The 12,263-nt window shown below is 71.2% G+C and carries 13 protein-coding genes; 11 read left to right on the top strand and 2 right to left on the bottom strand.

Annotation, left to right across the window (positions count from 1 at the left end; genetic code table 11):
- Positions 1–109: 109 nt before the first annotated feature.
- On the top strand, positions 110–787 hold the full coding sequence (locus tag ACZ63J_RS46470) for a GntR family transcriptional regulator (protein ID WP_465401545.1): 678 nt from the start codon (positions 110–112) through the stop codon (positions 785–787).
- Here ACZ63J_RS46470 and ACZ63J_RS46465 read toward each other — a convergent pair.
- Positions 763–1,371 carry a DJ-1/PfpI family protein gene (locus ACZ63J_RS46465; RefSeq protein WP_465401544.1) on the bottom strand — a complete coding sequence of 203 codons (609 nt, stop codon included), beginning with the start codon at positions 1,369–1,371 and terminating at the stop codon, positions 763–765. The two genes, ACZ63J_RS46470 and ACZ63J_RS46465, sit on opposite strands and share 25 nt — an antisense overlap.
- Positions 1,372–1,435: 64 nt before the next feature.
- On the opposite strand from ACZ63J_RS46465, the gene ACZ63J_RS46460 reads away from it, so the two are divergent.
- From ACZ63J_RS46460 to ACZ63J_RS46445, 4 genes are all read left to right on the top strand, one after another.
- On the top strand, positions 1,436–2,767 hold the full coding sequence (locus tag ACZ63J_RS46460) for an aminotransferase-like domain-containing protein (RefSeq protein ID WP_465401543.1): 1,332 nt from the start codon (positions 1,436–1,438) through the stop codon (positions 2,765–2,767).
- Between the two features lie 226 nt (positions 2,768–2,993).
- Entirely contained in the window at positions 2,994–4,154 is a 1,161-nt protein-coding gene (locus ACZ63J_RS46455; protein WP_465401542.1) for an acyltransferase, read from the top strand.
- Between the two features lie 88 nt (positions 4,155–4,242).
- Complete coding sequence (locus tag ACZ63J_RS46450; RefSeq protein ID WP_465401541.1) at positions 4,243–5,943, top strand: CTP synthase; 1,701 nt, start codon at positions 4,243–4,245, stop codon at positions 5,941–5,943.
- Entirely contained in the window at positions 5,940–6,569 is a 630-nt protein-coding gene (locus ACZ63J_RS46445) for an NUDIX domain-containing protein (RefSeq protein ID WP_465401540.1), read from the top strand. Before ACZ63J_RS46450 ends, ACZ63J_RS46445 begins: the two co-directional genes overlap by 4 nt.
- Positions 6,570–6,590: 21 nt before the next feature.
- Here ACZ63J_RS46445 and ACZ63J_RS46440 read toward each other — a convergent pair whose 3' ends face one another.
- Positions 6,591–7,082: a DUF1707 domain-containing protein gene (locus ACZ63J_RS46440; RefSeq protein WP_465401539.1), complete on the bottom strand. Its 492-nt coding sequence runs from the start codon at positions 7,080–7,082 to the stop codon at positions 6,591–6,593.
- Between the two features lie 78 nt (positions 7,083–7,160).
- Between ACZ63J_RS46440 and xerD the strand changes: the two genes are divergently transcribed.
- From xerD to ACZ63J_RS46410, 6 genes are all read left to right on the top strand, one after another.
- Complete coding sequence (gene xerD / locus ACZ63J_RS46435; RefSeq protein WP_465401538.1) at positions 7,161–8,090, top strand: site-specific tyrosine recombinase XerD; 930 nt, start codon at positions 7,161–7,163, stop codon at positions 8,088–8,090.
- A 146-nt stretch (positions 8,091–8,236) separates the two neighbouring features.
- On the top strand, positions 8,237–9,208 hold the full coding sequence (locus tag ACZ63J_RS46430; RefSeq protein ID WP_465339071.1) for a ParA family protein: 972 nt from the start codon (positions 8,237–8,239) through the stop codon (positions 9,206–9,208).
- Positions 9,205–9,609: a cobyrinic acid a,c-diamide synthase gene (locus tag ACZ63J_RS46425; RefSeq protein ID WP_465313476.1), complete on the top strand. Its 405-nt coding sequence runs from the start codon at positions 9,205–9,207 to the stop codon at positions 9,607–9,609. The genes ACZ63J_RS46430 and ACZ63J_RS46425 overlap by 4 nt, the downstream gene beginning before the upstream one ends.
- Positions 9,609–10,517, top strand: a complete 909-nt coding sequence (locus ACZ63J_RS46420) for a segregation and condensation protein A (protein WP_465313477.1) — start codon at positions 9,609–9,611, stop codon at positions 10,515–10,517. Before ACZ63J_RS46425 ends, ACZ63J_RS46420 begins: the two co-directional genes overlap by 1 nt.
- Positions 10,514–11,506 carry an SMC-Scp complex subunit ScpB gene (gene scpB / locus ACZ63J_RS46415; RefSeq protein WP_465401537.1) on the top strand — a complete coding sequence of 331 codons (993 nt, stop codon included), beginning with the start codon at positions 10,514–10,516 and terminating at the stop codon, positions 11,504–11,506. Before ACZ63J_RS46420 ends, scpB begins: the two co-directional genes overlap by 4 nt.
- Positions 11,493–12,245 (top strand): pseudouridine synthase, encoded by a 753-nt coding sequence (locus ACZ63J_RS46410; protein ID WP_465439958.1) that lies wholly within the window; start codon positions 11,493–11,495, stop codon positions 12,243–12,245. The genes scpB and ACZ63J_RS46410 overlap by 14 nt, the downstream gene beginning before the upstream one ends.
- Positions 12,246–12,263 lie beyond the last annotated feature (18 nt).

The following is a 12,263-nucleotide window of genomic DNA, read 5'->3' as shown; positions in this document are numbered from 1 at the left end:
GCGATTTGGGATACCAAAATTTGGCATCCCAAATATCACCCTCACGTCCGCCGTCGTCAACCCTCCGGCCCGTAAACTTGTGTTACAGGCATGTTGAGGGAGGGAACCGGTGACAACGGCGAGCGAGCGGCAACCCCTCGCGGCCACCCGGCAGCGGGTGCGCGACGAGCTGCGCGAGCGCATCCTGACCGGCCGGCTCCGCCCGGGCGACCGGCTGGTCGAGCGGGAGCTGGCCGAAGACCTCGGTGTGTCCAGGGTGCCCGTGCGCGAGGCGATCCGCAGCCTCGAAGCCGAAGGGTTCCTCGTCGAGCAGTCGGCGCGGCGGATCGTCGTCCGGCAGCTGGCGCGGGTCGACGTCGAGGAGCTGTTCGACGTCCGTGAGGCCCTCGAAGGGCTCGCCGCCGGGCGCGCCGCCGAACGGTCCGGCGCGCCGGAGCTGAAGCGGCTCGAGCGGATGCTGGCCGACGCCGCCCGCGCGACCGCCCGCGGCGACGCCGCCAAGATCACCGTGCTCAACTCGCGCTTCCACGACGAGATCGTCGCCATCGCGGGCAACACGCTGCTCACCACGATGCTGCAGCCCCTGCAGGGCCGGCTCCGCTGGCTGACCAGCCAGAACGAGCACTGGACCGAGCTGCTCGACGAGCACCGCCGGCTCTACGACGCGATCGCCTCGGGCGACGCGGAGCGCGCGCACGCCGAAGCCGTCGAGCACGTGCGCGTCAACCGGGAAGTGACGCTCACGTCGCTCTTCGGCACGGATCAGGCCACCGCCGGTTCCAGGTAGGGCGTGACGTTGCGCAGCGCCCGCGCGACGTAGTCCTCCTTCTCGCCGACCGGGGCGACGTAGTGCATCGCGTGCTCGGCGGCTTCGAGGCCGTGGAGCCGGGCGATGACCCACGTCGCGAGGTAGGTCGAGGCCAGGCAGCCGCCCGCGGTCGCGAGCGTGCCGCGGGCGAAGAACGGCTGGTTCAGCACCTCGACCCCGGCCGCGACGACCCACGGCCTGGTCGTCAGGTCGGTGCACGCGGGCACGTCGGCGAGCAGTCCCAGCTTCGCCAGGACGAGCGTGCCGGAGCACTGCGCGGCCAGCAGCTGCCGGGCGGGGTCGAGCCGGCTCAGCGTGGCCATGATCGCCGGGTCCTCGACGACTTCGCGGGTCCGCGCGCCGCTGCCGACGATGACGGCGCCGGCGGCGCACGCCTCCTCGAGGTCGATCGCGGCGTCGATCGTGACGCCGTTCATCGACGTCACGCGCGGGGCCGGGCTCGCGATCGACACACGTGAGCCGGGCACCCGGTTCAGGACGCCGAGGGCGATCAGCGAGTCGAGTTCGTTGTAGCCGTCGAAGGTCAGGATCGCGGTGTGCATGGCGGCCACGCTAAGGCCGCCGATCCAGGACAGTCCACAAATTGTCCTGCCTACAATCGGGCGCGTGCGGGTGCCGAAGTACAAGGGCGTCGTCGACACGTTCGCGGCGGGGATCCGGGCCGGGCGGTGGCCGGCCGGCACGCGGCTGCCGACCCATCGCCGGCTGGCCGCGGACGAGGGCATCGCCGTGGTGACGGCGTCCCGCGTCTACGCCGAGCTCGAGGCGATGGGGCTGGTCAGCTGTGAACAGGGGCGGGGCACCTTCGTCCGGGACCTCGCCGCCGGGGACGGCGTCGACGAGCGTTCGGTGGCCGCCGACGCCGTCGACCTGAGCTTCAACTACCCGGCCGTGCCCGGGCAGGCCGACCTGCTGCGCCAGGCGCTGCGGGACCTCGCCACGGCCGGCGACCTCGACGCGCTGCTGCGCTACCAGCCGCACCGCGGCCGCGCCGAAGACCGGGCCGCCGTCGCCCGGCACCTGCGGCTGCGCGGGCTGGACGTCGGCCGAGAGCGGGTGCTGATCACCGGCGGCGCCCAGCACGGCCTCGCCGTGACGGCGATGGCGCTGTTCTCCCCGGGGGACGTCGTCGCGGCCGACGCCGTCACCTACCCCGGGTTCCGGGTGCTCGCGCGCACGCTCGGGCTGGAGGTCGCGCCCGTGCCGGTGACCGGCGGCGGCCCCGACCTCGACGCCTTCGACCGGCTCTGCCGGCGGCGCCGCGTCCGCGCGGTCTACACGATGCCGACCCTGCACAACCCGCTCGGCTGGGTGCTCTCCGCCGAGCAGCGCGCGCGGCTGGTCGAGATCGCCCGGCGGCACGGCGTGACGATCATCGAAGACGCTTCGTACGCGTACCTGGCCGCGGACGCGCCGCCGCCATTGGCGGCGCTCGCCCCGGAGTGCACGGTCTACGTGTCCGGGCTCTCGAAGAGCGTCGCGACCGGGCTGCGGATCGGGTTCGCCGCCGCGCCGGTCGAGCTCGTCCCGGCCGTCGAGACGGCGATCCGCGCGACGACCTGGAACACCCCGGCCCTGACGGTGGCCGTCGCGCGCCGCTGGCTCGACGACGGTACCGTCGAGCGCTTGGAGGCGGACAAGCGCGAAGACGCCCGGCGGCGCCAGGCGCTCGCCTCCGAAGTGCTCGCCGGGCTGCCCTGGCTCGGGCACCCGTCGTCGTACTTCCGGTGGCTGCCACTGGCCCGGGACTCCCGTCCGGACCGGATCGCGGCGGCACTGGCCCGGCGGCGGGTCGCGGTCTCGACGGCGGAGCCGTTCGCGACGACGCCGGCGGTGCCGCAGGCGCTCCGGCTGGCCCTCGGTTCGGTCGGAACGACGGAACTACGGAGTGCGCTCGAAGCGGTCCGGGAGGAGGCCGATCGGGATGCTCTCCGCTGATCGGAGCGGCCGGCCGGGTGATGACGAAGGTCACGCTCGGTACCGGAGGGCTCACGCGTTAACATGATCCACGGCTCCCCGCTCCCTGAGCGGACGTGGCATATCCGACAGCCCGCCGGGGCCCCGCCAACAGGCGCTTCCCAGTGCCTTCATGGGAAATTCACAGAATGGGTGGCAAGTCTGACAACGTGAACCACGCCGACGACGGTGCCGGAACGGCGGCACGATGACGACTGCCCGGGCCACTCTCGAAGCTCCCACCCGGACCACGAGACCGGGTGGGAAAGCGCCGTACCTGCACCAGATCGACCTCTTCCGGCTGATCACGTTCGCGTGCGTGATCCTCATCCACGTGGTGGGCGCGACGAACTTCGCGCAGGACGTCGGGGCGAACGCCGTCGAGACCCCGCTGCACTTCACGCGTGAGGCGTTCTTCGCGCTGACCGGGTTCGTGCTGGTGTTCCAGAACCGTGGCCGCGAGCTGACCGCGAGCGACTTCTGGCGCCGGCGGCTGCCGCTGGTCGCGACGCCGTACCTGGCGTGGACGATGTTCTTCTGGGCGTTCTCGCTGGTGACCGGCACGCAGCAGCCGGGCTCGCTCGAGGCGTCGATGCGCCTGCTGCTGAAGGACCTGGTGACCGGCGGCGCCTGGTACCACCTGTACTTCCTGCTCGTGACGATGCAGGTGTACCTGCTGTTCCCGCTGCTGATGAAGCTGCTGCGGGCGACCGCGGGCAAGCACAAGTGGCTGCTGCTCGGCAGTGGGCTGCTGCAGGTCGGCGTGACGTTGTTCATGACCTACCAGCCGCTGGGCGTCAGCTACGAGACGATCACCCACCTGTACGCCACGATCCTGCCGTACCAGTTCTACACGCTGTTCGGGGCCGTGGTGGCCATGCACTTCGAGGCCGTGCACGCCTGGGCGGGCCGGCACCGGCTGCTGCTCGGCTGCGCGCTCGTCGCGGTGCTGGCCGGCACCGAGTGGTACTACCTCCGGACCGTCCACAGTGGAACGTTCCCGCAGGTGGCCAGCGACCCGTTCCAGCCGTACCTGATCCCGTGGTTCCTCACGGTCATCGCGGCGATCTACGCGTTCAGCACGTGGTGGTCGGCGCGGCGCCGGGAAGGCGGCCGCGGGGCCCGGGTGGTCTCGTGGGCGGCGAACCGGTCGTTCAGCATCTTCCTGGTCCACCCGCTCGCGCTGGCCTTCCTCGGCCCGATCATCCCGCACGTGGCCGAGCGCTTCGGCGCGCCGTGGCTGAGCGTGATCATCTACGTCGGCACGATCGCGCTGACGATCCTGATCGTCGAGGTGCTCCGGCGCCTGCCGGGCAGCCGGGCGCTGACCGGGCGGCCGCGGTTGAAGCTCGCGAAGGCCGCCGCGTAGTCACCCTGCCGGGTGGTCAACCGCACAAAAGAGAGTTCCGGCATGTCCCGGCGCGCGGATCCGGAGTCTTCGGATATGCTGGCGGCCCGTGGGACTTCAGTCACGGGCTACCAAGTACGTTTTTGTCACCGGAGGCGTCGCCTCCTCTCTGGGTAAAGGACTCACGGCTTCCAGCCTGGGACAACTCCTTACCGCGCGCGGGCTTCGCGTCACGATGCAGAAGCTCGATCCGTACCTCAACGTCGACCCCGGGACGATGAACCCGTTCCAGCACGGTGAGGTGTTCGTCACCGACGACGGCGCCGAGACCGACCTCGACATCGGGCACTACGAGCGCTTCCTCGACCGCGACCTCGACGGCAAGGCCAACGTCACGACCGGCCAGGTCTACTCCGAGGTGATCGCCAAGGAGCGCCGCGGCGAGTACCTCGGCGACACGGTGCAGGTCATTCCGCACATCACCGACGAGATCAAGTCCCGGATCACCGCCGCGGCCGAGCCCGACGAGGCCGGCCAGACGCCGGACGTCGTCATCACCGAGGTCGGCGGCACGGTCGGCGACATCGAGTCGCTGCCGTTCCTGGAGGCGTGCCGCCAGGTCCGCCACGACGTCGGCCGCGACCACTGCTTCTTCCTGCACGTCTCGCTGGTGCCGTACCTGGCGCCCTCGGGCGAGCTGAAGACGAAGCCGACCCAGCACTCGGTCGCCGCGCTGCGCAACATCGGCATCCAGCCCGACGCGCTGGTCTGCCGGGCCGACCGCGAGATCCCCGAGGACCTCAAGCGCAAGATCGGCCTGATGTGCGACGTCGACACCGAGGCCGTCATCGCCTGCCCGGACGCGCGGTCGATCTACGACATCCCGAAGGTGCTGCACGGCGAGGCGCTCGACGCCTACGTCGTCCGCCGCCTCGGGCTGCCGTTCCGCGACGTCGACTGGACGGTGTGGGGTGACCTGCTCGACCGGGTGCACAACCCGAACGAGGTCGTCCGGGTCGCCGTCGTCGGCAAGTACATCGACCTGCCGGACGCCTACCTGTCGGTCACCGAGGCCCTACGCGCGGGCGGGTTCGCCCACCGCGCCAAGGTCGAGATCGTCTGGGTCGCCTCCGACGACGCGCAGACCGCGTCCGGCGCGGCGTCCGTACTGTCCGATGTGGACGGTGTGCTGATCCCGGGCGGGTTCGGCATCCGCGGCATCGAGGGCAAGGTCGGCGCGATCGAGTACGCCCGCACCCGCGGGGTGCCGCTGCTCGGGCTGTGCCTCGGCCTGCAGTGCATGGTCATCGAGGGCGCCCGGCACCTGGCCGGCATCGCCGACGCCGGGTCGTCGGAGTTCGACGAGAACACCAAGCACCCGGTGATCTCGACGATGGCCGACCAGCGCGACGTCGTCGCGGGGGAGCGGGACATGGGTGGCACCATGCGCCTGGGCGCGTACCCGGCGAAGCTCAAGCCGGGCTCGCAGGTCGCCAAGGCGTACGGCACCACCGAGGTGTCCGAGCGCCACCGGCACCGCTACGAGGTGAACAACGCCTACCGCAAGCAGCTCACCGACGCCGGCCTGGTCTTCTCCGGCACCTCGCCGGACGACCGCCTGGTCGAGTTCGTCGAGCTGCCCGCCGACAAGCACCCGTTCTTCGTCGGCACGCAGGCGCACCCGGAGCTCAAGAGCCGCCCGACCCGGCCGCACCCGCTGTTCAGCGCGTTCGTCAAGGCCGTGGTGGACCGCAAGGTCGCCGAGCGGCTGCCGGTCGAGCTGCCCGAAGCCTCAGTGGCCGCCCGGTGACCGCGCCGGGCGAGCACGAGTTCACCGTCGCGTCCAGCCGTGACGTCCACATCGGACGGGTCGTCGGCCTGCGGATCGACGACGTCGTGATGCCGGGCGGCGGCACCGCGGTCCGCGAGGTGATCGAGCACCTGGGCGCGGTGGCGATCGTCGCTTTGGACGAGTCGCAGCAGGTCACGCTGATCCACCAGTACCGGCACCCGATCGGGCACCGGCTGTGGGAGCTGCCCGCGGGCCTGATCGACCACCTCGGCGAGGACCCGGTCGGGACAGCCAAGCGCGAGCTGGTCGAGGAGGCCGGTCTGGCCGCCGCGGACTGGGTGACGCTGGTCGACGTCGCGGCGTCACCCGGCTTCACCGACGAGGTGGTGCGGGTCTTCCTGGCCCGCGGACTGTCCGATGTGGACCGTGACGTGCTCGGCGAGGAGGAGGCGGACCTCGTCATCCGGAAGTTCCCGCTCGCCGAGGCCGTGCGGATGGCCCTGGCGGGCGAGCTGGTGAACGGCGCCACGGTGTCCGGGGTGCTGGCCGCGCACGCGGTGGTCACCGGCGGGGCCCCGGCCCGTCCGGCGGACGCCCCGTGGGAGGACCGCCCGACGGCGTTCGCCAAGCGCAAGGAGATCTGAGCCGCTCCGCTGCGTCCCGCCTCAGGGGCGCAGCGGGCGGCCTTCGGCGTCGAGACCGCCGTTGGCCAGCAATGCGATGCCGTCGATGATCGGCCAGATCACGCCGAAGCCGAAGGTGATCATGCAGACGAACAGCTGCAGCAGGCCCAGGCCGATCTGGCCGGTGTAGAACCGGCCCACGCCGAAGGGCAGCACGATCTGCAGCACGCCGGCGACGGTCTTCGACCGGTAGGAGTAGGGGACCGGGTACGGCATCGGCTGCGACGGCGCGTACATCGGCATCGGCATCGGCGGTGGCATCGGCGACGGCGGCGGCCCGAAGAACCCCGGGTGCGGCTGCGGCAGGTCGCCGAACAGCGGCCGCAGGTCGCCCAGGGTCGTCGCCGCGTAGGCGTCCGTCACCCGCGTCTCGTACTCGTCCGGCGTGATGCGGCCCATGCCGAAGTGGTCGGCGAGCAGCCTCGCCGCTTCTTCGCGCTCGGCCGTGCCGATGCGGAGCTGGTCCGACTCCATGAATCCAAGGTAACCGCGGCAAGCTGAGAACGGGGTTTCTGCCGGGTCACAGGTCTCGCGCGGCCTAAGGTGTCCGACGTGGCAGTCGCGGGCAGCACGGCCGAGGCGATCGCCGCGTACCTCGACCACCTGGTCGTCGAACGCGGGACCGCGCGCAACACGCTGGACAGCTACGCCCGTGACCTGCGCCGGTACGCCGCGCACCTCGACGGCGCGGGCATCGCGAAGATCGCCGACGTCACCGCCGCGCACGTCACGTCCTTCGGCGCCGCTCTCCGGGAAGGCGACGGCGAGCACAAGCCGCTGGCCGCGTCTTCGGCCGCGCGAGCGCTCGTCGCCGCGCGGGGCCTGCACAAGTTCGCGCACGCCGAGGGCCTCACCGAGCACAACCCCGCCCGCGAGGTCCGGCCGCCGACCCCCGCGAAGCGGCTGCCCAAGGCCCTGCCGGTCGACGACGTCCTGCGGTTGCTGGAGACCCCGCCGCCGGACGGCGAACGGTCGTTGCGCGACCGGGCGCTGCTGGAAGTCCTCTACTCCACCGGCGCCCGGATCTCCGAGGCGGTCGGCCTGGACGTCGACGACGTCGACGACACCGAACGCACCGTGCTGCTCGACGGCAAGGGCGGCAAGCAACGGCTGGTCCCGATCGGCCGTCCCGCGCTCGCGGCCCTGCACGCCTACACCGTCCGCGCGCGGCCCGCGCTGGCCGCCCACGGCCGCGGCACCGCGGCGCTGTTCCTCAACGCCCGCGGCAGCCGGCTTTCGCGGCAGAGCGCGTGGCAGGTCCTCAAGGACACCGCCGAACGGGCGGGGATCGTCGCCGCGGTCTCGCCGCACACGCTCCGCCACTCCTTCGCCACGCACCTGCTCGAAGGCGGCGCGGACGTCCGTGTCGTCCAGGAACTGCTCGGCCACGCTTCGGTGACCACGACGCAGGTGTACACGCTGGTCACGGTCAACACGCTGCGCGAGGTGTACGCGACGGCGCACCCGCGGGCGTTGGGCTAGACGGCCCTATAAACGGCAAAGGGCCTTCCTACGCTGGACCGACGGTCGAGTGACATTGCCCCCTCGGGTCCGGCGCGTTGCTTTGCCGGGGCTCCGGCTCCGCGCATAGGCTGCGGCGGACTCGACGAACAAGGAGCTTTCCCGCCATGTCGACACCGAACCAGCCGGCCCACCCGGCCGAGTCCGCCGGGTCGGCGGCGGCGAACCTCAACGACGTCAAGATCGCGACCCCGGCCGTGCACGACGGCGACGACCCGGGCGAGCGCAACGGCAAGAAGGTGAAGCTCGAGGGGATCGGGCCGACCGGCCGCCCGATCCGCGAGCACGCCGATCCGGCGCCGCTGGAGCGGCACGGCCCGGCCAAGATCATGGCGATGTGCAACCAGAAGGGCGGCGTCGGCAAGACGACGTCGACCATCAACCTGGGCGCCGCCCTCGCCGAGTACGGCCGCAAGGTGCTGCTCGTCGACTTCGACCCGCAGGGCGCGCTCGCGGTCGGTCTCGGCATCCAGCCGCACGAACTGGACCAGACGGTCTACAACGCCATCATGGAGCGGTCGGTCAGCGCGACCGACGTGCTGATGAAAACCCGCGTCGACGGCGTTGACCTGCTGCCGAGCAACATCGACCTGTCCGCGGCGGAGGTCCAGCTCGTCGCTGAGGTAGGGCGCGAGCACACGTTGTTACGGGTCCTTCGTCCGGTCATGAACGACTACGACTATGTTCTTGTCGACTGCCAGCCCTCACTCGGCTTGCTCACGGTGAACGCGCTGACCGCCGCGGACGGCGTGATCATCCCGCTCGAGTGCGAGTTCTTCAGTCTCCGAGGCGTCGCGCTCCTGATCGACACGATCGAGAAGGTGCAGGAACGCCTCAACCCCAAACTGGACATAGTCGGGATTCTCGCCACCATGTACGACCCGAGAACCCTGCACTCGAAGGAGGTCATGGCTCGCGTGGTGGAGGCATTCGGCGAGACCGTGTTCGACACGGTCATCAACCGCACGGTGCGGTTCCCCGAGACGACGGTCGCGGGTGAGCCGATCACGACCTGGGCGCCCAAGTCGGCCGGCGCCGCGGCGTACCGCCAGCTTGCTCGCGAGGTGATCGCTCGGTGAGCAGGCGCGCCTCCCTGCCCGGAGCGTCGGAGCTCTTCCGCCTCACCTCCAGTCCCGCTCTCGACCTCCCGCCCCAGACGCCACCGGCGCCCGCCGAGCCCGTCGAACCGGCGGGCAACGGCCGGACGGAGCAGCTCGCCCGCAGCGCGGCCCCGCACGGGTCCGGCCGGACCAAGCACGACGCGAAGATCACCGTGTACGTGTCCGGGGACGAGCTCGTCGCCATGGAACAGGCCCGGCTGACGCTGCGGGCCAAGCACGAGCTGGTCGTCGACCGCGGCCGGCTGGTCCGCGAGGCCGTCGCGGTGCTCCTGGCGGACTTCGACCAGAACGGCGAAGAGTCGGTGCTGGTGCAGCGGCTGCGGGTGGTCGGCTCAGACGGCGGCGAAACCGAGGGCTGATGGACGAGTCGGCACCGGCCCCGGCTGACGCGCCGGAGGCCCCGGAGCCGCATCAGACGGTGCACGGCGGGATGATTCCCGAAGGCGTGAACACCGAGGAACTGAGCACGTCGAAGTTCAAGGTGCGGCTGGCCAACTTCGAGGGGCCGTTCGACCTGCTGCTGCAGCTGATCTCGCAGCACCAGCTCGACGTCACCGAGGTGGCCCTGCACCGGGTCACCGACGACTTCATCGCGTACACGCGGGCGCTGGGCACCGACTGGAACCTCGACGAGACGACCGAGTTCCTGGTCATCGCGGCGACGTTGCTGGACTTGAAGGCGGCGCGGCTGCTGCCGTCGGCCGAGGTGGAGAGCGAAGACGACCTCGCGCTGCTCGAAGCCCGCGACCTGCTGTTCGCGCGGATCCTGCAGTACCGCGCGTACAAGCAGGTGGCGGCCCTGTTCGGCGAGCTGGAGCAGGGCGCGCTGCGGCGCTACCCGCGGTCGGTGGCGCTGGAGGAGCGGTTCGTCGGGCTGCTGCCCGAGGTCATGCTGGGCGTGACACCGGCGAAGTTCGCGGAGATCGCGGTGGCGGTGTTCCGGCCGAAGCCGCCGCCGACGGTGTCGATCGCCCACATCCACATGGGCCGCATCTCGGTGCGCGAGCACGCGGCGATCCTGCGGGTGATGCTGGCCGAGCGCGGCCAGGCGACGTTCGGCGAGCTGGTCGACGACTGCGAGCACACAGTCGAGATCGTGGCGCGGTTCCTGGCGCTGCTGGAGCTCTACCGCGAGGCGACGGTCCAGTTCGAGCAGACCGAGGCACTGGCCGAGCTGCACGTCCGCTGGACGGGCGGCTCGAAGGAAGAAGCCTCCGCGGCGGCCGAGCTGGACCGCGCCGCCGGAGACGAAGAGGAGTACGGGTGACCTCCGAAGAGAACGAGCCGTCGGCGACGGCGGCCGAGGTGGCGCTGGAAGAAGCGCTGTCCGGCGAGCCGGTGACCGAGGACGGGGATCCGGTCGAGCCCCTGCTCACGCAGCCCGAGGCCGCGCAGGTCGAGGAGAGCGAGCCCGAGGCCGAGCCTGTCGAGCCCGCGGAGGAGATCGAGCCTGAGCCTGAGGCTGCCGAGCCCGCGCAAGCCGCGGAGAGCGCGCCTGAGCCCGAGGCCGAGCCTGCCGAGCCTGAGCAAGCCGCGGAGAGCGCGCCCGAGCCCGAGGCGGAGCCCGTGCAGGCCGAGGAGAGCGAGCCCGAGCTTTCACGTGAAAGCTCCGCGCCTGCGGAGCCCGAGGCCGAGGCCGCCGAACCCGAGCCCGCCGATGACCCCGCGTCCGACCTGGTCGCCGCCGGGGACGCCGACGCCTTCCCCGACCTCACCGCCGACGAGGCCCTCGAAGCCGCTCTCGAGGCCCTTCTCCTGGTCGTCGACTCTCCCGCGAGCGAAGAGCTCCTCGCCGAAACCCTCGGCCAGCCGAAGTCCCGCATCGTCGTCGCGCTGCGGACCATGGCGCAGAAGTTCACCGACCGGACCAGCGGGATCGACCTGCGGCGCGTCGGTGAAGGGTGGCGGTTCTACACTAGGGACGTCCATGCCCCGTTCGTGGAGAAGCTCCTGCTGGACGGCCAGCGGTCGAAGCTGACCCGGGCCGCGCTGGAGAGCCTCGCCGTGATCGCCTACCGGCAGCCGGTGACCCGGGCCAGGGTCGCCGCGGTGCGGGGTGTGAACGTGGACGGTGTCATCCGGACGCTGCTCGCGCGCGGCCTCATCGAAGAGATGGGGACCGACCCCGAGACGACCGGGACGCTGTACGTGACGACCGAGCTGTTCCTGGAGCGACTGGGGCTGTCGTCACTGAACGACCTGCCCGCGATCGCTCCGTTGCTACCCGAAGTGGACACCATCGATGACATCCAGTGAACACCCCGACGGCATCCGCCTGCAGAAGGTGCTGTCGCAGGCCGGGGTCGCCTCCCGGCGGGCGGCGGAAGACCTGATCGTGGCCGGCCGGGTCGAGGTGGACGGCCAGGTCGTCACCGAGCTGGGTCGCCGCGTCAACCCGGACGAGGCGGTCATCCACGTCGACGGCACCCGCGTGAACCTGCGCGACGACCTCATCTACCTCGCCCTGAACAAGCCCAAGGGCGTGCACTCGACGATGTCGGACGACCGCGGCCGCCCGTGTGTCGGCGACTACCTCGCCGGCCGCTACGAGGAGACCCCCGGCGTCGTCCACGTCGGCCGGCTCGACGAGAACACCGAGGGCCTGCTGCTGCTGACCAACGACGGTGACCTCGGCCACCGGCTGATGCACCCCTCCTACCGGGTGCTCAAGACCTACCTCGCCGAGGTCGACGGCCTGGTGCCGCGAGGACTCGGCAAGGAGCTTCGCAACGGCTGGGAGCTGCCGGACGGCATCATCAAGGTCGACCAGTTCCGGGTCAAGGACATGCACTCCGGCAAGTCGCTGGTCGAGCTGGTCATCCACGAGGGCAAGAAGCACATCGTGCGCCGCCTGCTCAAGGACACCGGCCACCCGGTGCTGAAGCTGGTCCGCACCGCGGTCGGCGACGTCCAGCTCGGCAACCAGCGCGTCGGCTCGATCCGGCGGCTGACGAAGGGTGAGGTCGGCGCGCTCTATCGGAACGTCGAGCTGTAGGTCCCGACTTTCCGCCGT

The organism is Amycolatopsis sp. NPDC104863 (genome assembly GCF_055582965.1).
The sequence above is the reverse complement of the archived record's forward strand: the minus strand, read 5'-3'. Positions and strand labels throughout refer to the sequence as shown.

Bases quoted from the DNA above. Each gene is read 5' to 3' on its own strand.
- ACZ63J_RS46455 (WP_465401542.1), top strand. From the start codon at position 2,994: ATGACGACTGCCCGGGCCACTCTCGAAGCTCCCACCCGGACCACGAGA.
- ACZ63J_RS46430 (WP_465339071.1), top strand. From the start codon at position 8,237: ATGTCGACACCGAACCAGCCGGCCCACCCGGCCGAGTCCGCCGGGTCG.
- ACZ63J_RS46410 (WP_465439958.1), top strand. From the start codon at position 11,493: ATGACATCCAGTGAACACCCCGACGGCATCCGCCTGCAGAAGGTGCTG.
- ACZ63J_RS46440 (WP_465401539.1), bottom strand. From the start codon at position 7,082: ATGGAGTCGGACCAGCTCCGCATCGGCACGGCCGAGCGCGAAGAAGCG.
- ACZ63J_RS46420 (WP_465313477.1), top strand. From the start codon at position 9,609: ATGGACGAGTCGGCACCGGCCCCGGCTGACGCGCCGGAGGCCCCGGAG.
- ACZ63J_RS46465 (WP_465401544.1), bottom strand. From the start codon at position 1,371: ATGCACACCGCGATCCTGACCTTCGACGGCTACAACGAACTCGACTCG.